The organism is Neobacillus sp. PVCKKU3 (genome assembly GCF_058323225.1).
This window is the reverse complement of the sequence record NZ_JBLVQN010000036.1, coordinates 26302-52398: the sequence shown is the minus strand read 5'-3', so window position 1 is coordinate 52398 and position 26097 is coordinate 26302. Positions and strand designations below refer to the sequence as shown.

General features: G+C 39.0%; 35 protein-coding genes. 22 read left to right on the top strand and 13 right to left on the bottom strand.

The genetic code is table 11. The annotated features are described in order from the left end of the window. The first annotated feature begins 89 nt into the window (after positions 1–89). The 3 genes from ACNQGS_RS21475 to ACNQGS_RS21465 are packed head-to-tail and all read left to right on the top strand — an operon-like array spanning position 90 to position 3756. A complete protein-coding gene (locus tag ACNQGS_RS21475) occupies positions 90–2435 on the top strand; it encodes a xanthine dehydrogenase family protein molybdopterin-binding subunit (protein WP_491489126.1) in 2346 nt (781 codons plus the stop codon). Beyond that, positions 2432–3271 carry an FAD binding domain-containing protein gene (locus ACNQGS_RS21470; RefSeq protein WP_491489125.1) on the top strand — a complete coding sequence of 280 codons (840 nt, stop codon included), beginning with the start codon at positions 2432–2434 and terminating at the stop codon, positions 3269–3271. The genes ACNQGS_RS21475 and ACNQGS_RS21470 overlap by 4 nt, the downstream gene beginning before the upstream one ends. Then, entirely contained in the window at positions 3268–3756 is a 489-nt protein-coding gene (locus tag ACNQGS_RS21465; RefSeq protein WP_491489124.1) for a (2Fe-2S)-binding protein, read from the top strand. Before ACNQGS_RS21470 ends, ACNQGS_RS21465 begins: the two co-directional genes overlap by 4 nt. Positions 3757–3799: 43 nt before the next feature. Here the strand turns inward: ACNQGS_RS21465 and ACNQGS_RS21460 are convergent, their stop codons facing one another. After that, the gene (locus tag ACNQGS_RS21460; RefSeq protein ID WP_491489123.1) at positions 3800–4159 is read right to left on the bottom strand and encodes a hypothetical protein; all 360 of its coding nucleotides are present in this window, start codon (positions 4157–4159) and stop codon (positions 3800–3802) included. Positions 4160–4316: 157 nt separating this feature from the next. Here ACNQGS_RS21460 and ACNQGS_RS21455 point away from each other — a divergent pair, with 157 nt between their 5' ends. The 7 genes from ACNQGS_RS21455 to ACNQGS_RS21425 all read left to right on the top strand — a co-directional run bounded on the left by ACNQGS_RS21455 (position 4317) and on the right by ACNQGS_RS21425 (position 8460). After that, positions 4317–5258 carry a hypothetical protein gene (locus ACNQGS_RS21455; protein ID WP_491489122.1) on the top strand — a complete coding sequence of 314 codons (942 nt, stop codon included), beginning with the start codon at positions 4317–4319 and terminating at the stop codon, positions 5256–5258. Between the two features lie 115 nt (positions 5259–5373). Then, positions 5374–5592: a DUF1659 domain-containing protein gene (locus ACNQGS_RS21450; RefSeq protein ID WP_491489121.1), complete on the top strand. Its 219-nt coding sequence runs from the start codon at positions 5374–5376 to the stop codon at positions 5590–5592. Between the two features lie 165 nt (positions 5593–5757). Further along, positions 5758–5976, top strand: coding sequence for a DUF2922 domain-containing protein (locus tag ACNQGS_RS21445; RefSeq protein ID WP_491489120.1), 219 nt, complete (start codon positions 5758–5760; stop codon positions 5974–5976). A gap of 119 nt (positions 5977–6095) precedes the next feature. Further along, a complete protein-coding gene (locus ACNQGS_RS21440) occupies positions 6096–6233 on the top strand; it encodes a YvrJ family protein (protein ID WP_213117301.1) in 138 nt (45 codons plus the stop codon). A 383-nt stretch (positions 6234–6616) separates the two neighbouring features. Continuing rightward, entirely contained in the window at positions 6617–7099 is a 483-nt protein-coding gene (locus tag ACNQGS_RS21435; RefSeq protein ID WP_491489119.1) for a sigma-70 family RNA polymerase sigma factor, read from the top strand. A 92-nt stretch (positions 7100–7191) separates the two neighbouring features. Next, entirely contained in the window at positions 7192–7419 is a 228-nt protein-coding gene (locus ACNQGS_RS21430; RefSeq protein ID WP_491489118.1) for a helix-turn-helix domain-containing protein, read from the top strand. Positions 7420–7911: 492 nt separating this feature from the next. Further along, positions 7912–8460 (top strand): competence protein ComK, encoded by a 549-nt coding sequence (locus ACNQGS_RS21425; RefSeq protein ID WP_491489117.1) that lies wholly within the window; start codon positions 7912–7914, stop codon positions 8458–8460. Positions 8461–9580: 1120 nt separating this feature from the next. Here ACNQGS_RS21425 and ACNQGS_RS21420 read toward each other — a convergent pair. Continuing rightward, positions 9581–9817 (bottom strand): hypothetical protein, encoded by a 237-nt coding sequence (locus ACNQGS_RS21420; RefSeq protein WP_491489116.1) that lies wholly within the window; start codon positions 9815–9817, stop codon positions 9581–9583. An 8-nt stretch (positions 9818–9825) separates the two neighbouring features. Further along, on the bottom strand, positions 9826–10071 hold the full coding sequence (locus ACNQGS_RS21415) for a hypothetical protein (protein ID WP_491489115.1): 246 nt from the start codon (positions 10069–10071) through the stop codon (positions 9826–9828). Between the two features lie 330 nt (positions 10072–10401). On the opposite strand from ACNQGS_RS21415, the gene ACNQGS_RS21410 reads away from it, so the two are divergent. Both ACNQGS_RS21410 and ACNQGS_RS21405 read left to right on the top strand, forming a co-directional pair. Then, a complete protein-coding gene (locus tag ACNQGS_RS21410) occupies positions 10402–11658 on the top strand; it encodes a glycosyltransferase (RefSeq protein WP_491489114.1) in 1257 nt (418 codons plus the stop codon). Between the two features lie 14 nt (positions 11659–11672). Next, positions 11673–12344 (top strand): glycosyltransferase family 2 protein, encoded by a 672-nt coding sequence (locus ACNQGS_RS21405; protein WP_491489113.1) that lies wholly within the window; start codon positions 11673–11675, stop codon positions 12342–12344. A gap of 186 nt (positions 12345–12530) precedes the next feature. Here ACNQGS_RS21405 and ACNQGS_RS21400 read toward each other — a convergent pair whose 3' ends face one another. The 6 genes from ACNQGS_RS21400 to ACNQGS_RS21375 all read right to left on the bottom strand — a co-directional run bounded on the left by ACNQGS_RS21400 (position 12531) and on the right by ACNQGS_RS21375 (position 15642). Beyond that, entirely contained in the window at positions 12531–12845 is a 315-nt protein-coding gene (locus ACNQGS_RS21400) for a spectrin repeat-containing protein (protein WP_491489112.1), read from the bottom strand. Positions 12846–13792: 947 nt separating this feature from the next. Further along, positions 13793–14032, bottom strand: coding sequence for a hypothetical protein (locus ACNQGS_RS21395; protein WP_491489111.1), 240 nt, complete (start codon positions 14030–14032; stop codon positions 13793–13795). Positions 14033–14170: 138 nt separating this feature from the next. Continuing rightward, positions 14171–14563 (bottom strand): hypothetical protein, encoded by a 393-nt coding sequence (locus tag ACNQGS_RS21390; protein ID WP_491489110.1) that lies wholly within the window; start codon positions 14561–14563, stop codon positions 14171–14173. Positions 14564–14760: 197 nt separating this feature from the next. Next, positions 14761–15006 carry a hypothetical protein gene (locus ACNQGS_RS21385; RefSeq protein WP_491489109.1) on the bottom strand — a complete coding sequence of 82 codons (246 nt, stop codon included), beginning with the start codon at positions 15004–15006 and terminating at the stop codon, positions 14761–14763. A gap of 27 nt (positions 15007–15033) precedes the next feature. After that, complete coding sequence (locus ACNQGS_RS21380) at positions 15034–15279, bottom strand: hypothetical protein (RefSeq protein WP_491489108.1); 246 nt, start codon at positions 15277–15279, stop codon at positions 15034–15036. 96 nt (positions 15280–15375) lie between these two features. After that, a complete protein-coding gene (locus tag ACNQGS_RS21375) occupies positions 15376–15642 on the bottom strand; it encodes a hypothetical protein (RefSeq protein ID WP_491489107.1) in 267 nt (88 codons plus the stop codon). A gap of 179 nt (positions 15643–15821) precedes the next feature. Here ACNQGS_RS21375 and ACNQGS_RS21370 point away from each other — a divergent pair, with 179 nt between their 5' ends. Together ACNQGS_RS21370 and ACNQGS_RS21365 are read left to right on the top strand one after the other, a co-directional pair. Then, the gene (locus ACNQGS_RS21370; protein WP_491489106.1) at positions 15822–16331 is read left to right on the top strand and encodes a hypothetical protein; all 510 of its coding nucleotides are present in this window, start codon (positions 15822–15824) and stop codon (positions 16329–16331) included. A gap of 84 nt (positions 16332–16415) precedes the next feature. Beyond that, positions 16416–17162, top strand: a complete 747-nt coding sequence (locus ACNQGS_RS21365) for a hypothetical protein (RefSeq protein WP_491489105.1) — start codon at positions 16416–16418, stop codon at positions 17160–17162. Between the two features lie 143 nt (positions 17163–17305). Here the strand turns inward: ACNQGS_RS21365 and ACNQGS_RS21360 are convergent, their stop codons facing one another. Then, a complete protein-coding gene (locus tag ACNQGS_RS21360) occupies positions 17306–17848 on the bottom strand; it encodes a hypothetical protein (RefSeq protein WP_491489104.1) in 543 nt (180 codons plus the stop codon). Between the two features lie 399 nt (positions 17849–18247). Between ACNQGS_RS21360 and ACNQGS_RS21355 the strand changes: the two genes are divergently transcribed. The 8 genes from ACNQGS_RS21355 (at position 18248) to ACNQGS_RS21320 (ending at position 24965) form a co-directional block, all read left to right on the top strand. After that, positions 18248–18640, top strand: a complete 393-nt coding sequence (locus ACNQGS_RS21355; protein WP_491489103.1) for an urease subunit gamma — start codon at positions 18248–18250, stop codon at positions 18638–18640. Between the two features lie 86 nt (positions 18641–18726). Then, positions 18727–20781 carry an urease subunit alpha gene (gene ureC / locus ACNQGS_RS21350; protein WP_491489102.1) on the top strand — a complete coding sequence of 685 codons (2055 nt, stop codon included), beginning with the start codon at positions 18727–18729 and terminating at the stop codon, positions 20779–20781. A 10-nt stretch (positions 20782–20791) separates the two neighbouring features. Next, complete coding sequence (locus tag ACNQGS_RS21345) at positions 20792–21508, top strand: urease accessory protein UreF (protein ID WP_491489101.1); 717 nt, start codon at positions 20792–20794, stop codon at positions 21506–21508. 17 nt (positions 21509–21525) lie between these two features. Next, positions 21526–22221 (top strand): urease accessory protein UreG, encoded by a 696-nt coding sequence (ureG, locus tag ACNQGS_RS21340; RefSeq protein WP_491489100.1) that lies wholly within the window; start codon positions 21526–21528, stop codon positions 22219–22221. Between the two features lie 2 nt (positions 22222–22223). Then, positions 22224–23048 (top strand): urease accessory protein UreD, encoded by an 825-nt coding sequence (locus ACNQGS_RS21335; protein ID WP_491489099.1) that lies wholly within the window; start codon positions 22224–22226, stop codon positions 23046–23048. 385 nt (positions 23049–23433) lie between these two features. Next, positions 23434–23901: a YmaF family protein gene (locus tag ACNQGS_RS21330; RefSeq protein WP_491489098.1), complete on the top strand. Its 468-nt coding sequence runs from the start codon at positions 23434–23436 to the stop codon at positions 23899–23901. A gap of 143 nt (positions 23902–24044) precedes the next feature. Then, positions 24045–24293: a hypothetical protein gene (locus ACNQGS_RS21325; RefSeq protein WP_491489097.1), complete on the top strand. Its 249-nt coding sequence runs from the start codon at positions 24045–24047 to the stop codon at positions 24291–24293. Between the two features lie 15 nt (positions 24294–24308). Further along, a complete protein-coding gene (locus ACNQGS_RS21320) occupies positions 24309–24965 on the top strand; it encodes a hypothetical protein (protein WP_491489096.1) in 657 nt (218 codons plus the stop codon). 165 nt (positions 24966–25130) lie between these two features. Here ACNQGS_RS21320 and ACNQGS_RS21315 read toward each other — a convergent pair whose 3' ends face one another. The 3 genes from ACNQGS_RS21315 to ACNQGS_RS21305 form a co-directional block, all read right to left on the bottom strand. After that, positions 25131–25373, bottom strand: a complete 243-nt coding sequence (locus ACNQGS_RS21315) for a hypothetical protein (RefSeq protein WP_491489095.1) — start codon at positions 25371–25373, stop codon at positions 25131–25133. An 85-nt stretch (positions 25374–25458) separates the two neighbouring features. After that, on the bottom strand, positions 25459–25701 hold the full coding sequence (locus tag ACNQGS_RS21310; RefSeq protein WP_491489094.1) for a hypothetical protein: 243 nt from the start codon (positions 25699–25701) through the stop codon (positions 25459–25461). A gap of 43 nt (positions 25702–25744) precedes the next feature. Beyond that, positions 25745–25987 (bottom strand): hypothetical protein, encoded by a 243-nt coding sequence (locus ACNQGS_RS21305; RefSeq protein WP_491489093.1) that lies wholly within the window; start codon positions 25985–25987, stop codon positions 25745–25747. Positions 25988–26097: the final 110 nt, after the last annotated feature.

Genomic DNA, 26097 nt, shown 5'->3' with positions numbered 1-26097 from the left:
CTCTTTCACCTTGTATAAATTCCCTCCCTTAATGGGGAAATTAAGCAGTAGGCAATTGAAACTTTTTCTCTCGGGAGGGCATATTTAATATGGTTGAAAACCCTTGGTTTTCGGTTGGAAAGTCAGAACATAGAATTGATGCGGCGGAAAAGGCTGCTGGTGAAGTTCGATATACGGCAGATTATTATGTTCCCGGTATTTTGCATGTGAAATTGGCAACAAGCACCCAGGCCCATGCCAAGATCAAATCAATTGATGTGAATGGGGCTTGGAAGGTGCCCGGTGTACGGGCGATTGTGACGGGTAAAATGTTCCCATATCATATTGGTCCAATTTTAGCCGACCGGCCGCCACTTGCCTTTGAAAAGGTCCGATATTATGGTGAGCCGTTAGCGATAGTTGTTGCTGACCATGAACATCAGGCAAAGCAGGCTGCTAGCTTAATTAAGGTGGAATACGAGTCGCTTCCAGTCGTAAATTCAGTGCGTGAGGCATTTCAAAAGGATGCACCTTTAATTCATGAAAACTCCGGGCAATATATCAAAATCATTAGCAATGTTTATCCCGTACAGGGTACAAATATCGGCAGTCACATCAAAATTCGGAAAGGTGATTTTTTAACGACTTGGGAAAATTGCGATTTTAAGGTCAAGGAAACGTATTCGTTTAATCTTTCGGACCATGTAGCAATTGAACCACGTTGTACAAGGGTGGAAATTAACAAATCTGGCAAAGTGGTTGTTCATTCCAATACGCAATCCCCATTTACCATTAAAAAGGTGTTAAATCAATTTTTTAATATCGAGGTTGGCAATATTATTGTGCATGTTCCGATTGTAGGGGGGGCGTTTGGCGGAAAGGGCACTGTTCAGCTAGAACCTCTTGCCTACCTAGCATCACAAGCTGTAGGCGGAAAAATGGTGAAACTAGAATTTGACCGTGAAGAAGATCTTATCACAGCCCCGGGACATATCGGACTTGAAGCCACGGTTGCCCTTGGGACAAATAAGGAAGGAAAAATAATTGCTGGGCAATATACATACTTCATTGATTCTGGCGCCTATACTGATCAGGCGGCCGGGATTACAAGAGCGATGGCCCTTGATTGTACTGGTCCATATGATATCTTAAACGTCTGGTGTGATTCTTACTGTATGTATACGAATCACCCATATGCTACTTCTTTCCGCGGTTACGGCCATCCGGAGTTGACATTTGCGGTGGAACGGACGATGGATCAACTAGCGGAAATACTAAATATTGATCCACTTAAACTAAGGGAAATCAATGCCATAAAGCCTGGTAATAGCTCTCCAACTAGAACCGTTCTTAATGCTAATAACATCGGAGACGTCGATAAATGCATTAATCGGGCTAAGGAACTGATTGGCTGGGGGGAAGGTGCCCGCATGGAAACGGCCGACGGTAAAGTTAGAACAAAGGGAATCAGCACATTTTGGAAGACATCGACAACCGGAACAAATGCCCAATCGGGTGCCGTACTTAAATTTGAGCCGGATGGCAGCGTTAATTTAAGCTGTGCAGCGATTGAATTAGGGCAAGGAACGAAAACAATTCTTGCGCAAATGGTTGCCGAAAGATTAAAAATGGACATTAAAAAGGTCCATGTCACGATGGAAGTTAATACCCAGTCCGATCCACATCAGTGGCGTACCGTCGCCAGCAGTACGACTTTTTTGGCTGGAAGAGCAGTGATGAATGCTGCGGATGATGTAATTTCCCAGTTAAAACAGACTGCCTCTATCGCCCTGCAATGTTCCGCAGAAGATTTGGAGGTTGGCGGCGGCCGTGTCTATCTAAAGCCAAGCCCGGAATATGGGGTAAAAATTGAAGATGTTGCGCTCGGATATAAATACCCTAATGGTCATACGGTCGGGGGGCAGGTAGTTGGCCACGGTAGATACGTTCAGCGGCATCTTACCCCAATGGACAAAGATACCGGCTTCGGAAAACCGGGGCCATGGTGGTCAGTGGGGACACAGGCAGTTGAGGTCGAGTGGGATCCGAAGGATTGCACATACAAAATTCTAAAAGCCGTTACCGTGCTTGATGGCGGAAAAATTATTAACCCGATGGCTGCAACTCAGCAAATGAGAGGTGGTATGTACTTAGGCTTAAGCTTTGCAAGTCAAGAAGGTTTCGTATTTGATTCAAACGGAATCGTCCTGAATCCACAATTAAGAACCTATCAAATCATGAGGTTTGGTGAACAGCCAGCCGACTACATGGTAGACTTTATCGAAACCCCGGCCGCAGATGGTCCATTTGGTGCGAGGGGGATCGGGGAGTACGGTGTAATTGGCATGGCTGGTGCACTTGCGAACGCCCTGTCTAGAGCAGCGGAGGTTGAATTAAACCACTTGCCTCTTTTGCCAGAGCTAATCTGGAAGACCCGAAAGGAGATGCAAAAATGATTCCATTCGACTTTGAATATTGTCGGCCAGACAGCATCTTAGAGGCGGTTCAGGCGTATGAGGCATTAACGAAACAATCTAAAAAGGCCCTCTTTTATTGCGGCGGTACGGAATTTATCACTTTTTCAAGGGTTAATCAGCTCCATGCCGATGCTGTTATTGACCTTAAAGGCATAACGGAATGTAATGTTTTGGAGGTTCAGGGGGATCAATTAGTAATTGGTGCCGCTGTTTCCCTAAACAAAATTACGGAATCAAATTTATTTCCTTTGTTAGGTCAAACAATTAAGAAGATTGCTGACCACACTTCAAGGAATAAGATTACGATTGGGGGAAATCTTCACAGTAGGCTTATTTACCGTGAGGCGGTTCTACCATTGCTCATTTCGGAAGCAAAGGTGAAGCTAGCCGGAGGTGAGGGGGAAACGACTCTTCCTTTGAAGGAAGTATTTGATCAGGAGCTGAATATTAGTTCCGACCAGTTTTTAGTACAAATAAACGTTCCAAAAGTCTATACTGAATTTCCTTTTTCCAGCCTTAAAAAGACAAAATTGTCCAAGGTAGGCTATCCTGTGGTTTCGATTGCTGCCTTGGTAAAAGATAAACAAATACGTGCCGCCCTTAGTGGTGTGTGCGCTTACCCCTTTCGGTCGGTAAAACTAGAGGCTGTACTCAACGATGCATCCTTAACAAAGGAAGAAAGAATTGACAAGGCGGTTACGCTTTTACCGGGACCAATCATCGAGGATATCCAAGCCTCGCATGACTACCGTGAGTTTGTGTTTAAAAATACTTTGCTGGAAACACTCGAAGCATTAGAGGAGGCGCAGGCATGATATCAAATGGCACATCTAAAACTGTGATCAAGCTTCATGTGAATGGAGAATCCCATGAAGTCATGATTCGTTCAGCCGATACTCTGATAGAAACATTACGGAATCAGCTTGGTTTGACCGGGGCAAAGCGGGCATGTCAAAACGGCGACTGCGGTGCATGCACAGTCCTAGTGAATGGTGCACCAATGCATTCGTGCCTTTGTCTTTCAATCGAAAGCAGCGGGCAGCCAATTACCACAATTGAGGGGTTAAGTGATTCACCGGTTCAGCAAAAGTTTGTGGAAAAATGGGCACTTCAATGCGGCTTTTGTACACCGGGTTTTATCTTAAACTGTCATGCCTTGGCAGATAAACATCCGAATGCTGATGATGCGACCATCGAGGAATGGATGCAGTCCAATCTTTGTCGTTGTACGGGCTACCAGGAAATAAAAGAGGCTGTTAAATCGGTGCTGCAACATCATACGAACGATTCTGTCTCCTAAAAAGATACCCAGCTTACTAAACTTTATAAGCTGGGTATCTTTTTTAACCTTTTTTAAAGCTGTTATTTCCTGTGTTTAAGGATTCAATAAGGTTAAGTGTCTGGGATGCATGCTCTATTTGCCGCTGAACCTGTTCTAATTGCTGTTGCTGGGCGATTGTTGCCTGTGTGTTTGCAATTCCTTGCAATTGATTTATTTGCTGGGTAGCTTGCTGCAATTGCTGTTGTGCTTGCTGTAGCCCCTGCGTACTTGCCATTGATGCATTTTGTTGGATCGTTTGGGCGGCCTGGTGCATCGTCTGTACGGCCTGCTCTTTCTGTGCCTCAAAATGCTGCTCCATCGTGGTTTGATTCTCTTGAAGCGGCTGTTGATGCTTCATCATTTTTTGCTGCCCCTTATTCATAGGTTTTCCTCCTTTCGGTTACTATGGGTGGATTCATCAATAGTTTTATATAACTTGTTAAAATTTATCCATTCACTGTTCACAAATTTGCCACACCCCATCCTGTCCTTTTCCTCTCTATTTTCCTAAATAGAGGGTGAAAGGGTGGTGCAATTAAATGAATTTAAAATCTGGTGAAATTGCTCATTTTGAAGGATATTGTCAGTTTAGTAGTCTGAAGGAATTTAATACTCATTTCGAAATGTGGCTGTTGGAGCACAAGCATGACTTTTCGAAAGGGGAATTGGTCGGTCTTAAGCGGTTAGCACGTTATGCCGCTAAAGTCCCTGGGGTTGCCAATGCCAAAATTGGGACAATGTTAAAGGCCATACATGAAGAATACAAGCAAAACGGCATTTCCCGCTCAACGTTTAAACGGATGATCCAAAAGGCCATCAAGATTGGTATCCTTACTGTTTATGAAACCGAACGCAAAAACGGTTCACAGTCCAGCAACCTTTATGTCTTTAACCGTTTTCCCGAAATTGAACCACCCACTGACGCAAAAATGAACCACCATAAAGAAACCATTGATCTTTTAAAAACCAATAATCAAAAGATTAATAAACGTAAAGACACGTCTGAATTACAGCAAAAAATAGAGGCAATAGAACCGCACCCATGCATCAAAGTAAACGAAAATCTAATGGAACTTGACTATACCTTTGTAAGCGACAAAGTTCCGCAAGACTTTGTGCAGCTGGTAAGGTGCGTATTTCCTGAAGCGAGGACCATTGAAGAATACTGGAGAATGGCGCAAATTGCTGCTTATCGCAATAACAGCGAGGGTAAACCGGAAAGCATTCTGGACGTTGCCATCCAATCCTTTAAACAACTGGTTCGGAAACTAAAGTTCACACAGTCTGTCAAAAATCCGCTTGCTTATTTTTATGGGATTGCCTTTCAAAAACTAAGAAACTTATTTTATGAGGATTTAACAGAACTGGATTCTGAAAGCAATGAGTCAGAATACACCTTTCTAAAGTATTCTTGCGGTACGAACCCTGTGTTTGATTGGTTAACGGCCAATATTATGGGTAATTTCAATCATTCGTCATGAATTAACAATCCAATCCTTGTCGTTGGTGCTGCATTCTATCTGAAAAAAAATATTCCCCATCCTGTCCTTTTTCACCCTAAATCTATAAATAAAGGGTGAAAGGAGGTGATGGACAATGGCACAAGCATTGTTAGAAGGTTCAAAGCTTCGACTTGTATTTCAGGTGGACCTGGATGAGCGAGGAAATCCAGTTGTAAAAACCAAAACATTTAGCAACATCAAACCGGATTCGTCGGTAGACCAGTTATTCCAGGTTGCAACAGCCATCTCCGCGTTATGCAACGACCCGCTAAACAAAACCGAACGCAGCGACAGCACATTAATTACGGCGTAACGGATGATGCACGGGTGATGCACGGGTGATGCACGGGGACGGTTCTCATGATGCAAAAGCTGTTTCAGGCTATAAATCATTGAACCTTCCAATCTAAGGAGGTAACAGTGAAAGAATGAGGCAAAAGAACCGTCCCTATGCCTTAAAGAAAGGAGGTGAACAAAGTTGGCAAAGACATTGGAGTTAATGTTCGGTACGGAGTTTGGCAAGACTGCCCGCATTGCGGTGGATAATCCGAAGGAACCGGTTGATGAGGCCGCTGTCAAAAAATCTATGGAACAGATCATTGCCGCGGATGTATTTACATCGGCCAGCGGCAGATATGTTGAAGCAAAAGGTGCAAGAGTGATCGACCGCAATGTGGTTGAATATGAAATTGTTTAATAAATAGGTATCGAATTTGAAGGGGAATCTAGTAAGTTCGAAAGGTTTTAAGGGGGAGGCCGGTTCTTTAGCGAAACCGGCCTCTTTTAACATAAAATTCAGAAAGGAGAGAATTTGCCGTGGAACAAATCATCTCATTTATCAATGAGGTTGGCTTCCCTATCGTCGTAACCCTCTATCTGCTATATCGAATAGAATCCAAGCTAGATTTAGTCGTCCAGTCGATACAGAGCCTGCCTGAGCGAATGAAGGGTTGAAAGTCATACCGCCCATAAATAATCCCAAAACGACTTAAGCCAACTACTTTTTATACGGAGCAGTTGGCTTTTGAATATAAATAAGAACCTAGTTTACAAATGGAACCCCCTCTGTCCCCCCTTCGTGGAATAACCACTTTCTCAGCCAAATGGATTGAAATGATGCACAAGAACCGTCCCCATGCATCAAATTCTTATAGTATTTGTTTGAAATTGTAAAAAACGGGTTAGTATTTGTATTTTGATGCGAAAATGTGTGGGGTTGGGGCCTTTTTTCGTTTCAAAAGTGAATTAGACGAGTTCGATGATTTATGCGATTCCCGTTATGGTAGAGATACCCGGGAATAACAATGGCAAAGCGCGCTTTCCTGAAAGGACCCACCGTGGAAAGCTTTGAACAGATTGCAGAACAATATAAACCGATGATTCATAAAATCATCCACTCCCTTCATCTTTACACAGGCAAGGATGAATTTTATCAACATGGCCTAATCGCCCTTTGGGAGGCCAGCCAGCGATTTAATCCTGAAAAGGGGGATTTCACCAACTATGCTTATTCGTTTATTAAAGGCAGCCTGCTCGTGGAGCTAAGAAAAATGGCGCAAGCCAAGGAACGATGTGTTTACCCGGAGGAGGAATTCTGGAGGAAAGCTGGTGATTTCCAAACAGACAGAACCTTGGAAAGGGAAATCCTGTTATCCTATTCCGAAACGCTTACCCCGAATCAGCAGAAATGGCTTTTGTACACCTTCTGGGATGACCTTACCGTTAAAGAAATCTCCGAACTAGAAAGAGTTACGATATCGGCAGTAAAGCAATGGCGGAAAGGAGCGCGGGAGAAAATAAAAGTGGCAATCATGGATTGATTTGATGAAACGTTACGCTTAAGCGTACCACCTAAAAAGTGCCGTTATGTTAATTTTTCTTTATAGTACTTTGAATTGGTGGTCGGCAATCTATGGCTAAAAAAGTAGTTATAAAAATCCGTAAATTGCTTGATACGTATAAAATTTCAATGAGAGAATTATCACTTCTATCTGATGTACGCCATGCAGCTTTAAGCGAAATGGCTAATCAAAAAAGAAAACGAATTGAATTTAGCCATATTGAAAAGATTGCAGAAGCACTCGATGTAAAAGATATTCGTCAGATTATTGACTTGGTAGACACCGAAGAAGAAGAATGATACTTGCCTTCCTCATTTATCAAACTACCCATATGAAGAACTAGTTAATAATTCGCCATAAAACGCTAAAATTCGACACAAAATGTTACGATTTGTTCTGTAAAATCAGAACAATTTTGTAATATTTTGTGTTATTTTTTATTTGTGATTATTTTTTAAAAATAATAAATATTCTCCAAGGTATTCTACTAACGATGACATTCTTACCCAACCAACCTCTTTGTCAGTCAGTTACTTACTAGTTTTTCCTAGCACTTTCCAAATCTATTTCTTATATTAAAGTTTTAAAATTCCAAGCTTTGCAGCCGCTTCACTCAATTGAATGCAGAAAAGGAGGTGATGAAAATGTGAAAAAGGCAAAAAAATAACCAAGAGCGGGTGTCCCGGTAAGACGATGCTCTTGGTCTCATTAGTTTTAAAAAACTAACTTATGGATAGTATATCTTTTTTCGAAAAAAACTCAACCAAACTAACGATTGAGGGGCGAGGATATTGAACATTGAAAAATTCTATATTATCAATCAGCACTTTATGAATATGGTGGGATACTTTGACCGAAATGGAAAACTTTGTTCGCTCGTACGTGAACTTGAGCGAACCATCATTATCGACAAGTCTCCATTGGAAATTCTAGCAGACAGCATTCGCTGTATCGGTTTTGATTTAAAAGGAGCTATAGCCTCTGCCAAATGGATTCTTGGTGACATCCCAATGTGTCCGATCATGGTCAATCCAATTCTCAATATGTGTGTGTTTGCCACCAAATCGGCCAATCATGATGTCGCCATGTGGTTTAATCCCGAATATATTGTCAGAACCGATGGATTTTATCTAAAAACAAAAGTCACGTTGCGGAATGGTCTCGTCATCACCGTTCCTTGCCGGCTTACATCCTTTAATTCGAAGCTGCAAAATGCCGACCAATTAAAGAAGATTACAGGGGAACTCGGCAACAATCCACTCTCGTTCGTCATCCATCCAAGGAGGGACCAATTGCTGAAGAGCCGGAAAAAGAAATCCCGTAAGAAGATAACAAAATAGAAATCTTTTGTTCAAATAACATAATTGCGGTATTTAGGACACATCTGACAAGAGTTTCACCCATGAATCCATCCATTGAAACACACGAGCTTTTCCGTTTATCTAGTGCGGGAGGACCAAGCAGGATTAACAGCTTGGCCTTTTTACTTTTTCAAGGGTCCTTCCTGACAAATATACAGGTATGGCAGTCACGTCTCCATTAAAGTAGGGCTGGTGGTGTTGTAAAACAAGGCGATATCCAAGAACATTCGATGTATTTCAACAAATTGATGCCGCCGTGCAACTCAATCAAACGTTTATGTAACCCGATTGAAAGTCTTGCCGCTAGCCGATTTTTTATTCCGCTTACACTAAAATGCTTGTCGGTCAGACAAACGTTTGAGTAAATTGAGAAGAAACGTTGTTAAATCAGCGCTTTTGCTTTCTATTCTTATGAATAATTTGGCGAATGTTGCCGGATTACGGCTAATCATTACTGACAGGTGTATTGCAACCTTGGAAATCCGATAAATTCCGTCAAAATCCGCTACTGCTTTCTCAATCAAACGTTTGGTTAAGAGCTAAAAAACTATTAATTTAATAGACTTTTATTCTCTTTTCCGGAAAAAAATTTGTCATTTAACCAAACGTTTGTTTATTATCTGCGTGAACCTTTCCCTGAATTGGATTTATAGTGATTATGGTAGCAGTATAATGTCGAATTCTTGATTCAACGTGTAAGGGGAGAGCATGTCCTTTTTCACAGCTTTTTTTACAAAATAAAATCCAAAAACAAACGTTTTGATTGAAATAATAATTCAAAGATTGTGGATAAGGGAACTGTAAACAAAAGGAAGTGTGGATAACTAACCTATCTTTTGTTGATAATGTGGGTAAACGGGGGATCCCATGAAGAGGGCCGCGATAGCGGCCATTCATGATTTCTGTTTCAGCCTGTTTCGCCTGATTTAGGGCTATTTCCGGAGTTAGGGTTATATATGAATTAATCGTTGGTTCTACTTGATAAGCACAATCTGATACGGATTGTGTAAGCAACAGGTGATATTGGTTTTTTATCACGAAGAGATTATATCGATTAATGGTGGGGAATTTTATTAAGGTTACATCTGAAGCTCCATCATTACTTACTAACAATACAATTGCTTACGTTGACAGTAGTATCAACAACATCTTGATCAAAAATAATATTTATTGGACTATTTACGTAATTGATGTCACTTACAGTTATCCCGGTATTTGCTTTATAGGGGGATGACCAAAAAGGCTGGTAATTATCACCAATAAAAACTCCACAGTTAATATATAATGCATTAATATTTATTTCGTTAAATATAATCATGCCATTTTGTTCGTCCATAATTTCTCCTATACCTGCTGAGTTTGACCGGCAAAGATAATATTATTATTAGGCATTAATGAATCGAGAGGGTCGTTATCAAAGATAATATTAAGTGGGGTTGCAACTAAATTTAACCCAAATAAGGGTCCAGTCCCAAAGCTACTTTTACTAGGAGCATTCCATCCCGCTTGTGAATTTTCACCTATAGAAACTGTTGTATTCGTATATTCTCCATTAACATTTATCTGATTAAAAATAATTGGAATTGCCATACACATTCCCCTTTCCAGTTTTACCAACTTATTTTTTAGCTTGTCATAAATAACTTTTAATGGCTTTATTTTATCATATGACCCTCAACCTATTTGGGTGAGTTACCTTAGTAAAAAAATGAAATCGTAGGAATTATGGAAACAAAAAAATCCCACAGAAATGTGACGTGTCCTTGAGCAAAATTCAAACGTTCAAAGTTATGGATGTTCACTTTTTTGACAAACAATCTAAATACATATCAAATAGGGAAAAGTTTAGTCATAAAGGAATACAATCCATATTTTATAAAGAAGGCTTTTCGGAAAAGGGTTATTCGAAAGGGGAATAACATGTCAAATGGAAAATTTTACAGGGAACCCTTTATAAAATTGGAACCGCCTAATGAAGCAAATTTATTTGAAGAGAAAGAAATTGAAGTCAGTATAATTATCCCATCATATAACAAATATCCACTTAATTTACTCACACTCTATTCCCTTGAAAATCAAAACTTTAATTTCTCCAAAATGGAAGTAATTTTTATTGATGATGCCTCAACCGATCAAACTCAAGAAATGATAAGCAACTTTCGAGCCCCCTTTCATTTTAAATATATTAGAAATAATAATAATTTAGGCAGGGCAAAGACACGAAATATTGGAGTAAAAGCTTCAAGGGGGAAAATCCTCATATTGTTGGATGCAGAAATGATTTCGGACCCGGATTTTGTAAAAGGGCACTATAAATACCATCAAAAATACAAGAAAGCTGTTTTAACTGGGGTCATGCATTCAAAAAATATTGTAACTTGTGTATTCCCTGAAACCAATATATCAAAACTTAAACAAATTTCATCAAAATGGAGTAGAAAATTTACCAAACGGTTAGGGAATTATACCGATGCTGATTCATTGCCTTATCCGCTAATAAGTAAATCGGATATTATTCATCAATCTTATAAAGAATTAACTGCAAAAACAGATTCCTGGTTTAATGAAGTAATTCAAGATTTTGGTGATGACTTAAAAGGGTTTCAATTTCCTTGGATGGCTTTTTTAACGGGTAATGTCTCGCTAAAAAAAGATTTAATCATGAAAGCGGGATTGTTTGATGAAGAATTTATAAAATATGGCTATGAGGACTGGGAATTAGGGTATCGTTTATATAAAGCAGGGGCCCAATTTATGGCTATGGAAAGTCTGGCAACCTATCATCAATTACATCCCCCCGGGGCAGATAGATGGAAAGAGGCAATAGAAAACTTTAATGTATTTATTAAAAAGCATCCTAAAGTAGAAGTATTAATATTGGGATTAGAGCTAGCACGTATTACAGATTTATTCACAATGAACGATGTTCTATTTGAATATAAAAAACTTATCAGAAGGTATCCAGAGAAATTTATTTCATTTCAGAAAAAATTTATTACCATTCTTGAAGCAATTCCATTGCTGCTATTAATTGATATTAAGCATAAAAATATCCTGGGTGCAGTTGGATTTGGATATTCAGAAAAAACGGAACTTTTAAAAGATGTTGAAAGGATACAAAGGTTGGGGGATTACAATAATTTAACTTATGTCTTGAAAAAAATTATCCATTCGTGATTGGGGGAAAAGAGATGATTTCGGTCATTACATGTACGATTAGGGACGACTTTATGGAAAATGTTTTTCGTAATTTCCTTCAGCAAAATTGGAGTCAAAAAGAACTTATTATTATTTTAAATAAGGAATCTATGGAAATAGACCAGTGGCTTAAAAAGGCAAAGAAATATCCTAATGTGAGGATTTTCCAACTCCACAACAAGGCTACACTAGGCGACAGTTTAAATTTTGGTATTCTGAAATCAAGGTATGATGTAATTGCAAAATTTGATGATGATGATTATTATGGACCTAATTATCTAACCAGTGCGATGAATGCCTTTAAAAATAAGCAAGTATCTATTGTCGGAAAAAGTTCCTATTATATCTATTTTAAAAATAAAAAGGCACTATTTTTAATACCGGGAGAAGAAAACAGTTTTACTGATACAGTTGCGGGGGCATCATTGGTTTTTAGAAAGGAAATCTTTAAAAAGATCCAATTTGAAAAGGTTAATCGTGCGGAGGATTACTTTTTTATTGATCAGGCTAAGAAAAGTGGATATCAAATTTATTCTCTGGATCATAAAGACTTTGTCGTAATTCGTCATAATACCGGGATGCATACATGGAGGATTTCTGATGAGGAATTAATGGAATGGGGAATATTTGTAGCCTACACGGATAACTTTGAAAAATTTATTTAATTCTGTTTCGGTAAATCACAAATCTAATTTTTATCTGTAACGTTGATTGATTCCTTTTAACAATGAAACTGTAAATCAAAACACCTTCTGAATAAAACTTCACAGAAGGTGTTTTTCAGGGTAAAGTAAGTTTTTTAGGTACTGGAGTGTCTAATTAAAAAAAGGAGCTTACCCCTTATTTTTTTATTAGCGGTTTGCTAACTTTTTATCGATAGATTCCATTTTTTGTTTCAATTCATCTAATTTCTTTGATATATTATCAATGGATTCCACTTTCTTTTTTATATCATCGAGATCCTTAACCTTTTTATCGATGGAATCCACCTTGTTTTTGATATCCTCAAGTTCGGAGGCCTTTTTATCAATGGAATCCACTTTCTTTTTTATTTTATCAAGTGTTGATGATATTTCGTCCGATCCCCCCCCACTATCTTGGTACGTGATGGTCAACGGATTGTAGTTTGGTACATGGGGTGGGGAATAATAAGCTATTTGAGGCATTTGATACAATTGAGACCCTCGAGGCATCCGCGGAATCTGAGACATCGGGTAAGGAAACATATTTAGGCATCTCCCTTTTCATTTTTTTAATACAGTATGCATGGGGAGAAGAAAGGTCTGGTTGCTTGCCCATGAATGAAAAATTATATGAAAAACAAAATAAATAGGTTAGTCAATCATTCGCTTTTTAACGTACTAATTTTGTATGGGTTGCTCAAAAGTAGGCTATCTTGAAAAATGTAAGATAGCATTTATATTTTCGTCACCCGTCAGTTGAAGTATCCACTTAAATTAATTCCTGCTTATTGTAAATTACCGAAACAGATTAAAGCGTTAACCCCAGGGGGTTGGTGTCCCTAAATGTTAACAAATATAGGCAATCGTGCATACATTACTATATATGTTTTGGAAGGGGGGAGAGAACCTCCTCTGATGTTCCTTATCAAAGAATCTTAATCCTTTATGTTAATGTTTCCCTTTTTAATATAATTCTTCTTTGTATTACTCATTCGGCTTGAGTATCTGGTTCGGCTTGGGTTGCTTTGAGGTGAGCTGTACCATAGGGAGTCACTTTGATTGCTCCTATCAAGTGAGCTCGATCTGATCCAATCGCTGGATTCTTGACTAGAATTAATCAATTGATCGTCGGATTTATTAATGTTTATTTGTTGAGCAAAATCCTTGTCCGTCGTGATATAGTCATATTTATCATTATCAAAGATAACATTAACACAATCTGTTGTATTGTTACCAGAAGTATTGGTATTGCTTTTCGTAAGTATATGCCAGTTTGGTGCGAAGTTTTTCCCAATACCAATTACGCCTGAATTATTCGTGGCACTGCTAATTGTAATATTGCCGAATTTTATATTAATCAATTTATTTCCCTCTCCTTCATCCTGATTTCATTTGTTAAAGTTGATCGGCTATTTAGGGTTATTTGATTTTTAGTCTGTGATATTTAGGGTAATATTTTTACTTTTTGCAGGATAATCAATGACATCCTCGTCATAGATCAAGTTCAAAGAATACGAAGCACCTTCCTCGGTTTTCAAATCAATGATTGCACTATTTCGATTGCTTTTGAAATGACTCTTCCAACCGAAAATGGAATTTTTGCCCATAAAGACAGCTCCATTGTTATTCATTGTATTAACTTGAATTTTATTAAATTGGATTTCAATCAAATAAACCACCCTTTCTATTTGTATTATCCTATGTACAATAAACACCTGTTGAAAGGGACAAGAATACAATTATACGTTTTTCCTTTTACATAAGAAAATACTGCCAAATTCAATTTGGCAGTATTTCTAACAATTAGACTAGAAGAAAAGTCTTCCCAGGTTCATAAGTCCCCCCAATGGGGATCCCCCAAACCCTTTGTTTAATAAACCAAGCATCTTAAAAGGTCCGCCTAAACCAAGCCCTGGGAAACTGTTCCCGAAATTTGGGAGGTTGTTTCCGTGTGGACTCATTAAGTTATTATCCAGAAACCCCATATTTTTGGCTAGCCCGAGAAGGTTCTCAAGGTCCATGCCATTATTCTGCATAAAGCCTGTTCTTGAACCGCCCACCGTGTTCATAAATTCCATTAGTTGGTTAAGATTACCCCAACCAGAGGCATTGGATGAATTTCCCCATGATTGGTCACTAAAATGCTGAGTATTATCAGGTAGAATAGGCTGCGATTGCCATTCATTTTTTTGATAAGGCATTGTCAATCCCCCCTGCTTATTAAAAGTTAGTACCAATATATGAAGAAATTAAGGGGGGGAAACTTGTCTCGTGCCCTTCCTTGTGCCTATAAATCGGGGCCTGGGAACTTGAGTGATGAATCCCATGCATGAAATTGGCTGCCCACATTGTATTGTGGGCAGCCAAAAAAGGCAATAAAAAATAGAATGTAATGATATTATAATGCTTGAATACTTGTTCCACCCTCTAGATCCTGGTCATTAATCATGGTATCAATAACATCAAAATCTTCGACATAGTTAAAATTGGCAGGTGTCGGTATCGCAAACCCTTTTACATAAATATTTTGGTTCATCTTAAAATGAGAACTCCAGCCAAATATTTGATTTTGGCCATTCAGGACACCGGAATTATCCGCGGCGTATTGCAAATTATTGATGTTATAAGCAATTAATATCCCCAAAATCGTACCTCCCCTATTAGGTATTTATTAAACGGTTTGCCCAATGATCCCGCCTTCAATATCCTGGTCATTAATCATGGCATCAATAAAGTCATCATCTCTTACAATATTTACATTGGCTGTTGCTGGAATTAAAAATCCTGTAAGATTTAAATTTTGATTTTGCTTAAAGTGGGAACTCCAGCCAAACCCTTGGTTTTCTCCGTTAAAAACCCCTGCGTTATCTAATGCGGTTTGAAGAAGATTCACATTATAAAAAATCGCAATCGCCATACTTTTACCATACCTTTCTTATTTTATTCATAGATTGTTTAATGGGGGACTTTGGGAAATATAGGAAAAACGTAGTCGATAATCATAGTTCAACTCTTAGAAGTTTGATTGGAACCCCCATATCATATCTTGGTCATTAATAATGGCATCCATCACATCAGGGTCATTCAGAATATTAACATTTTTAGGAGCTTGGTTATGGTTCCCACCAATGGTGCCCAGTCCTGAGTTTCCTTTTGAATGAGAACTCCATCCGAATTGACTATTTAAGCCATTAAAAACTCCTGCTCCACTTGCCGCATTCAAAATCTGTATGGTATCATAAACAATTTCAATATCAGCATCAAATGGTTTGTTACTCATGATTCACCATCTTTCCCACCAGTATGGGATATAGTATGCATCCCGTCATGGGAAAGTGAATTTTTGGCATGCCTATCCATCCAAAAGAGAGTTGAACAAGTAACAACATAAATATCCTTCACTTAATTGGGCTAGTTACATAGTATGAATTAATACTGGTGAAAGGTGTTTGAGAATCAATGAATAACAATATGCAAAATGGATACTGGCCTTTTCCTCATCCGAAAATACCATTTGAAGTGCCAGGGTATATTCCATATCCTATTTCAAATCCGTATACGATTCCAGGGGGGGCAGCCCCAGACGCCCCGCCATTCGGCCAATCTCAAACGTTTTCTTCTGCAAATGAGGGAAATGACCAAACCTCTTCTTCAGAAAGTCAAATAAAAGAAGAGGAAAAAAAGCAGGAAACGAAAAAGGGGGAGACGAAAACACCAAAAAAGGTAAATGCAATGATTTTTTTTGAAAAACTTCAGGCAGGTACAGTATCGAATTCATCAGGTATTTTTAATGGTAAAAATATTCAGTTTGGTTGGAGCTCTCACAGTAAATCAAATTCTGGCTTTGGTTCATTAGGGGGACATAATAACAAGGTAGATAAAAATACGAATGTTGTTTCTGATAACGATCAACTAGATACCCCTATTGATGATCGAGATGTAATGTGGAGTCCAATTCCGGCATCCTAAGTTAATAAAGTAGTAACTTAGTACATATCATCTTAAGTAAGGGATGAGTGACTAAGGTTTTAAGGGTCGGTGGGGGGGACTTACATGCCGGATGAGAGAGAAAAGTTGGAAAAGTTATATAATCAGGTGCAAAAATTACAATCTTTGCTTGAAAAGATGACGAAAGAGGGGCTTGTCAATTTCGTAAATATAGAGAAATTTGAATTTCATGGCCCTGTTTTGGAAGGCTTGGAATTTATCTTTGATAAAATTGATGTGAAAGAGGTAAGCGGGGCCCTGAATTTAGGTAATAATTACGGTGTTAGTGTAGATGGCAAAAAGGAAAATAAAAATGTCAAGTCATCCGGTGTAAAAATGAAAGAGAATGATACAAAGGAGCAAAAGCAACAAGAAAAACAAGAAGAGGAAAATAAAGAACAAAAAAAAACCAAACCACAACCTAGCTCCTTAGAAACCGTCGATTTTGAAAAGTATTCGGAAATTGAAAAAAAACTGGAGAAAAAACTGGAAGAAATGTTTCCGAAAAAAACTAGAAACAAAAAAGCTATTAATAGAGAAAGTGCAACTGGTGAAGAAGATTCCAATACAAACAAAGAAGAAAGAAAATCAACTGACCTTATTTACCCTAATAAACCGAACCATTCCCAAATGGATTTATCCATACAGGAAATTATTGTTGGACCAGATTCCGCACTAAAACTAAAAAAATATTCCAACCGTTCGCCACATAAGTCTGACAAGTCTAAAGATATTGTCATAGGTCCGGACTCGGAATTAAAGATAAAAATAAATGGAAAAATCATTTCAGGGAGCCCTTCAGTTGCCAATTGAATTTTATTTGTTTTTAAAAAGTTAATTTAATAGACACTTCTAATCAATCCCAATAGAGAGGATAGCTTGGAAGTGTCTCTTTGGCCAAAGGGGCGGGGCTATTTAGATTGTAAAAAAATATCCACTAAAGATTAGTGGACTTTTCACCCTGGGTTTGGATTATCATTACTTTGAATTTCGGGAATTTCAAATACACAATATTCCTCGGGACTTTTCTTTAAAATTTGAATTTCGAGAATTCCGTTTTGCGTATATAGCTTTGTTTTAGTTGGCGAAACCGGCTTTGGCAGGGCAATACGGACTAAGGCATGTTCCCGATCCTCTTCTTTTAGCAACAGTTCGTGACTATTTAATAATACACTTTTCTTTTTATTTGGATTGGTATTGGAAATGGCTATTCTAACGATTACATAGTTATGCATTTCAAAAACATTATATTTAATATCCTTTGTATTAGGATGGTGAGCCGAAGTATAAGTCCTGTCCCCTGCCTGTTGCGGCTGAAAGGGCGAACCCATTGGATTAGGTTGAGGACCTGCATTTGGTTGCATTCCGTTTAAATCCTTTGGCATGGCATTTTTTATTTGGCCGGAAATAAATTCTGCAAATGAATCTGCATTAAATGGATTGGGCATTCCTTGATTACCAAAATTATTTTTGAAGAATTCTTCTAACATGTTATCCATCTAGTTACTCTCTCCTTGTAAATAAATTGAACCAATTTATTGTCTGTCTGTTATTCTAAGGTATTTTATTCACGAAGGCACTATGGGTGCCTATCCACAATGAAGTGATTGGGATTTCACCCAAGATTTCCGTCATTGGAAAATACGTGGCTAATGGAGGGAAAGAAAAAATGCTGACTGACAAAGTCAAGTGAATAAAAAGCAGAATAAGAGAATAATTTATTATCAGTTTGGCTTTCATGGATCATTTACCCAATGGGGAAAAATAGATTAACTGCCATTGACGCAGGGAAATAGTCATTTAAATAGGGGCCAATCTTCTTTTCCCTCCAATTGGTTGTAAAGTACGACCAATCTGTTTAAAAGTGAGCCTTATTAAGCCAGCAAGGAGGAACGATTATGAACTTAACAGAGCGCGAGAAGGATTTGTTGCTTCTTGTGGTGGCTGCGAAACTGGCCAAGGAACGAAAGGAAAGCGGGGTGAAACTGAATTACCCCGAAGCGGTGGCTCTGATTACCTTTGAAATCTTGGAGGCGGCAAGAAGGGGAAAGATGACAGTTGCTGACCTAAAGGAATATGGAAAAAAAATTTTGACAGAAGATGATGTAATGGAAGGGGTTTCCCACATGATCGATATCATCAATATTGAGGCTACCTTCCCGGATGGAACAAAATTGGTCGTGGTTGTTGACCCTATTAAACCTCCCGGAAAAGGGCAAAAAGGGGTTCTGTCAAAATGGGTACATCCTGAGCAGGAGCAACAATCCTCACAGCAGCAATCATCGGAATAGAACCGGAAATATTTCCCATTCGACTTTATAGCAAGCAATCCAAACCGTCAATCGATTGTCAACTTTACCAAAAGGGGGGGATACTGATGAAACCCGGAGAACATTTTTTACGTGATGACCCGATTATCATCAATCAAGGCAGGCATACAAGGAAATTGAAAGTGACGAATCGCGGGGACCGCCCGATTTTCGTTAGTTCCCACTTTCATTTTTATGAGACCAATCCGGAGCTGGATTTTAACCGGGATTTGACAAAAGGGATGCGTTTGAATATTCCCGCAGGAGATATTATACAATTTCCGCCAGGTGAAACAAAGGAAATTGAACTTGTTGAAATTGGTGGAAAAAAAGTAGCCTTTGGGTTTCGAAATTATGTAAATGGTCCTGTACCTCCTGTCAATACCCCCGATGTTAGCAAACAAACGATTTCACGTAAAAAATATGCAAAGAAGGTTGGACCGACAAAAGGGGATAAAATTCGTCTTGCTGATACAGACCTCATTGTGGAGATTGAGGAAGACTTTTCTGTATATGGTGAGGAATTGCGTTATGGGTGGTTAAAGACTGCACGAAGCGGCATGGGAATGTCTCCCTATATACCAAGGGATGGAGCAGAAGGTGCTATTGACCTATTAATCTGTAATGCGGTGATTATTGACCATTGGGGGATTGTTAAGGCGGATATTGGGATAAAGGATGGACGGATTTGCGGGATTGGGAAATCGGGAAATCCTGATTATATGGACGGTGTCAATCCTAATTTAATTGTAGGGGCTACTACAGAGGTGATTGATGCAAAAGGGGCATTTGTGACTGCTGGGGGATTAGATGTTCATGTTCACGAGGTTTGTCCACAGTTAGTGACAACGGCAATAGAGGCGGGTATTACTACCATGTTTGGGGGCGGGACAGGTCCGACTACAGGGACAATTGGAACCACTTGTACACCAGGAGCTTGGAATATTTATAGAATGCTTGAAGCGGCTGAAGCGTTTCCTATGAATATTGGCTATACCGGCAGAGGTAACGCTTCAGCTCCAGAACCGCTTGAGGAACAGCTGTTAAATGGAGCGGCAGGGTTTAAAATTCATGAGGATTGGGCTTCCACCCCTTCTGTTATCGATGAATGCCTTAGTATCGCGGACAAATATGATGTTCAGGTTACGATTCATACTGACACAAGCAATGAATCTGGTACAGTCGAGACCACTACCATGTATGGAATAAAGGGCAGGGCCATTCATATGTATCATATTGAAGGGGGCGGTGGTGGACATACACCTGACATCATGTCCATGGCAGGTGAGCCAAACGCACTTCCCTCCTCAACAACTCCTACCCGGCCATTCACAATAAATACAGCAGATGCCAATGTTCAAATGATATTTCAGGTTCATGGGTTAAGTAGAGAGGATCCTACCGACATAGCAATGGCACAGGGCAGGATACGGCCCCAAACACAGGCCGCGGAGGGAATCTTACACGATATGGGGATTATTAGTATGATGAGCTCAGATTCAATGGCAATGGGACATATTGGGGAGACCATCATTCGAACATGGCAAACGGCGGATTTGATGAAAAAACTAAGAGGCAGGCTAAAAGAGGAGCAGGGGGACAATGACAACTTCAGGGTTAAGCGATATATCTCCAAATATACGATTAATCCGGCGATTACACAGGGGATATCGGACTTGGTTGGTTCAATAGCTATTGGGAAATTAGCAGACCTTGTCATCTGGAAGCATGCATTTTTCGGGGTGAAACCAGAGTATGTGATTAAAGGAGGGTTTGTAATCTGTTACCCAATAGGTATTGGCAACGGTTCTGTTGCTACTGCACAACCTCAAATGTATAAACCAATGTGGGGGGCATTTGGCAAGGCGCCATTTAGTATTAGCTACACATTTATGTCCAAAGCGTCCATTGAGCGGGGCATTCATAAAAAGTTGGGTCTTCAGAAGCCGGTTTTTGCGGTCCGGAATACACGTAATATAGGCAAAAAGGATATGATCCTAAATAATGCGGCTCCTGTTATAACCATTAATCCTGATACCTTCGAGGTGTATGTGGACGGCGTTCTGATGGAACATCCTCCAGCTAAAGAAGTACCGATGGGTCAGCGTTACTTTCTCTTTTAGGGGGACTAAAGTGAATAATGAAATGTATTTATTGCAGCTCATTGACTCCGCATTTCCGACAGGGGCATTTGCTCATTCATTCGGTCTAGAAACAGCATTTAAGGAAGGAAAGGTCAAAGAACCCGAGGACTTATATGCGTGGATGCAATCCTTTATTATAGGCAGTCTAGTTCCAATGGAGGGTAATGCCGTTTTTATCACCTACACTGAGATAAGCAAATGGCTAATGGAAAACGAGGAGCTTGATCCCGTTTTGTTAAAAATCAAACGTTTGGATCAGAAATTAACATTAAGTAAACTACCGATGGAGACCCGTGAAGCAGGAATAAAAATTGGAAAACGGTATTTACAAATTGTCAATACTTTGTATCCAGAATCGGGGCTCCAAAACTACGCCAATTTAGTGGCTAAACAGATGTGTTATGGGAATTCCGCCATTGTACACGGATGGATTACGGCCCATCTTTCCGTTCCGCTCGAAGTAGCCATCTTTACGTATCTTTATTCTAATTCGAATAGTTTATTGCAAAGTGCTTTAAGGTTGATTTCAATCGGCCAAACTGAGATACAAAAAATATTAAAAAGATTATACCCCCTTTTAGCAAATGAAACAAAAGGTATCCTGTTAAAAAAACCGATGATTAAAGATTTCTATAACGTATCTGTCATTCAGGAGATTGAATCAATGCGGCATGAAACCTTGTATTCAAGGCTCTTCATGTCCTAAGATGGAGGAGATTCCAAATGTGCCAAACACATAACCATGAAGACGGTTCCCCAAAAAAACATCACCATAATTTCAATTGGAATTATCAAGGATTCCAGGAAGATAGGCCTATGAGAATCGGGGTTGGCGGTCCGGTTGGTTCCGGAAAAACAGCCCTTGTCACCGCCCTATCTAGAAATCTTTCGGAAAATTATCAAATCGGTGTTATAACGAATGATATATATACTAAGGAAGATGCAGAGGCTGTTATGCGGGCCGGGGTTTTGCCTGACAACCACATTATTGGTGTAGAAACGGGAGGGTGTCCCCACACGGCCATTCGTGAAGATATTTCCATGAATTTTGAGGCTGTAGAGGAATTATCAAGAAGAATCGATGGTTTGGATATGATTTTTATTGAAAGTGGAGGAGATAACCTTGCTGCTGCCTTTAGTCCTGAATTGGCAGATGTATTCCTTTATATCATTGACGTTGCCCAAGGTGAGGATATTCCCAGAAAGGGCGGACCCGGAATTACACAGTCCGATCTGCTGATTATCAATAAAACAGATTTAGCAAAGCATGTCGGCGTGAGTCTGGATAAAATGAAAACAGATTCAGAAAAACAACGTATAGGTAAGCCGACCATCTTTTCTGTTGTAACACAAGATATTGGAACCGGCCAAATAGCGAATTGGCTTGAAAGGGAATATCGGGGGAGAAAAGGGGAGTAAATTTGAAAGTATCTGGGAAATGGAGGGGGATTATAGGAACAACGGATGACCATAAAAGTTATTTAGTGGATTCTTTTCACAGATTTCCTTTGTCACTCAACCCTATTACAGGGGATGATGGTGAAATTATCATTTATTTAACATCGGCTTCGCCTGGGTTATTTAACGGTGACGATCAGGAAATTACCTGTCAATTGACAGAAGAATCCCATTTGGTATTAACAGATCCATCAGCCACAGAACTGCATCCTTCAACAATAAATGAGGAAAGCCGGCAAATTGTCACCTTTGTTTTGGAAATGGATGCAAAATTAGAGTATATGCCACAGCCGATCATTCCCTTTGAAGGAGCAAATTATAAGGGTAATTCATCGATTCACATGAAGGACGGGGCTCAAGCAATATTGGGAGAATTGATTTCCGCTGGAAGGATTGGCCGAGGAGAAATATATAAATATCTATCCCTATACTCCGGATTTGATGTTTATTGGAATGACCAAATAATTGCCTGCGATGCCATCCAATTAAATCCTCAGGATAATCTAACCCAAAAAGGATTTTTGGGCGAATACACTCATTTTGGGACGCTTTGGATTCTTTCAGAAAAGATTAACAATGATCATGTTTCCTATGTAAACAATCATATTTTGAGTAATTTGAATGATTCAAATCAATATGGGGGAGTAAGTTTACTAAATAAAAATGGGCTTGTTGTCCGTCTTTTAGGCCATTCGGCAGAGGACCTGCAAAAGGTTATGAAAGCGTGCTGGGATTATTTTCGTATGGAGCTCTATCACTATGACCCTTTGGACATTCCATGGTATTAACAGCATTTTCATCATAAAAAGGCTATTTTTTACCACAGTAAATTGGTACTGTGGTTTTTTCTTATGGAGAGAGGGTGATTTGAGCTAAATAGAATAATCTTAAGGAAGATTGGCAAAGCACATGCAAAGACTGACTGTTCATTGATTTCAGGAAACACTCTTTGGTAATTCCCTCATATCATAATGTGTAGTTACCTAAAAAAAGAAAACACAATATTCCATAATTGGGGATAAAATGAAAGGGTGTTAATACGTGTGGTACATTCAAGGAAATCCATATTTTTATAGTCCATATACTTCTTATCAGTCCTTTTACCCACTAAAGCAACTCAACGGACAAGGATACAGACACTATATCCCATCAAGTTACAATTATTATAGAATGATGCCAAACACAAATGAAGGATTAAAACCACCTTCATTCACGTCGCAAACCGCGGACAGCGGGTATCAAAGCCTAACACCTTCCAAACAAAGGGATAGACAATTCTATCAAGTTCAACCCCTAATTTATACAGGCCCTAATATCAATTATCCAGACACTCCCCCGGAATCGCCCATTATTCAAGGAACCCATATTCATGAATTTGTTGGAACAACTGGAGAGCAAAGCGGGCATACGCATATATTTGCCGGAACAACTGAACCTGGACCAAATGGTGTACAGCATACACATAAGTATATAGCCGTAACAAGATATATAAATGGTCATAGGCATGAGTTACGAGGTGAAACGGGACCTGCCATTCCACTTCCCGGTGGGGGTCATGTCCACAAATTAAAAGGAATCACAATCGGTTACCCGAATCACCAACATCATTACTCCGATCAAACAGAAAAATCAATGGGGTAAGGAAATGACTATGGATGCGTTCCTAAAAGGGGGAACGCTGTTTATTTTTAGAATGATTGACATTGTCAATGAATATACTAAAAAGAACATAAGCAATTGAAGTACCTCTGAAGTTCAACATTTTTCAAAAATGGGGGTCTTATATGAAAATAGTATTAAAACAATTAAATATTGGAAATGTAAAACAGTCTTCAGGTGTTTTTTCTGGTGATAACCTGCAAATAGATTGGAAATGTCATAAGAAAGTAAACGAAGGATTTGGTACAATGATGGGACATCATAACCAATCATCCAATAGCCAGCATTTGGTTCAAAAAACTGATTATCCTGGAAAAACAAAAAAAGAAGAAAAGGAAGAACAGGGAGAAACGGAAGAAAAGGAAGAAAGTTAATAGGAGGTCAACCCAATGGTAAATAATGAGTCTCCTAATTTTTTTATCAAAACCTTTACGATTGGAACGGTTGAGGGGGCCTCCTGTGTAAATATTGGTAATAATCGGCCGACAGGGTTTACCAATTTCAAAAAACATAATCAAGGATTCGGGTCAGTTAGCGGCAGTAACAATACCATAGATGGCATCAAAACACTGTTAAACGATAAATCGTTATTTGATTTATTTAATGACTCGGGTACGGAAGATGAAATCTGGGTAAATGAGATAAAAGAGATTGTTCTCAGCAAAATCATCAATTATTTTGAAGATGTTGAAGTCGAGGAAGAGGATGAGATGTTAGAAATTCTTAATGCTGATCGAATAAAAACAACCTTTGAGCATGAAGAAGCAGAGTATTATGAAGTTGAGGAAGAGGATGAAGATGAAGATGTGGACGAAGATGAGGACGAAGATGGCGACGAAGATGACGATGACAACGATGATGATCTGATGATAAAAGACATAAACGATCTGAATAATTTAGCTTCAAAAATTATAAATCAAATCGTCCCAAATATTCATCAGGGAACAGCCCAATTGTGGAATCATCCTTTTCAAAATCCAGCGGGAAATCAGAGCCACGGAAATCAAATGAATCAGGAGCCTAATGTAAATAAGGAACAAGAATAATTATAAAAGAGGTCTTTAGTCTTCAGATACGCAACATTAAGTTGGGATGGAGCTGGAACAGACCCCTATAATCAGGACAGCAAAAGCGAGCAAATATTGGCTCGCTGTTTGTTTTTTCTGGCTTAAAGACAGAACAGAGTGCAGACAAAACCTTTCTGTAAACAATCAAACCTGCTGGGTTGTTATACCATTCATAATATCCTGGTCCCCAATAGGTGTATCTAAAAAATCATTATCATTGATATTCGTAACCCATGGGATATAGTTGTGAAATCCGAAAACTTGGCCTCCCATGTTGTATTTTCGATGTGTACCCCAACCGAATTGGCTGTTTTCACCGATAAAGACCCCAGCCCCAGTGTTGATATTGGTAATATTTATAGAATTAAATGTTATTGTAACAGCCATGGTACCCTCCAATAGTGAAAAAATATCTGGGGAAATATTACCATTTCCTGTGGGCATAGTTTGCTTGATTTATCAAACTTTCAAGTTATATAGATTGAATTGACTGCCCGTTCATTAGGTCCTGATCCCCTATAGGTACATCAATCAAAACATTGTTGTTTAGGAGAGTCACCCATGAAGCATTATTGATAAAACCAAAAACCTGCCCTCCCATCATATATTTTCGATGGGTACCCCAACCGAATTGATTGTTTTGGCCTAAAAAAACTCCGGCTGCAGTAGCAATATTTGTCACGTTAACAGCCCCAAGATTCGTAATAACCGCCATATACTCCTCCATCACCTATCCTAATTTTGGACCTAACAAATTATTATACTACCTGTGTGGTGACCCCAGCCATAATATCCTGATCCCCAATAGGCGTATCAATTATTGAATTATCGATGATAATGTTTCCCCATGGTGATACGTTACCCCACCCAAGAACCTGTCCTCCCATAATGTACTTCCTATGCGAGCTCCATCCAAATTGGTTGTTTTCACCAAGGAAGACACCTGAATCCGTTGCGGCATTTGTAATATTCAGCATCCCTAAATTATTTAATATTGTCATAAGGTAACCCCTTAAAATTAGACTTAATTTAGATTATTCTACTATAGGCGTTAAAGTGCCATTTTATAAAGGATTATTTGAAAATAACAAAGTGGAATGAATGTATGGTA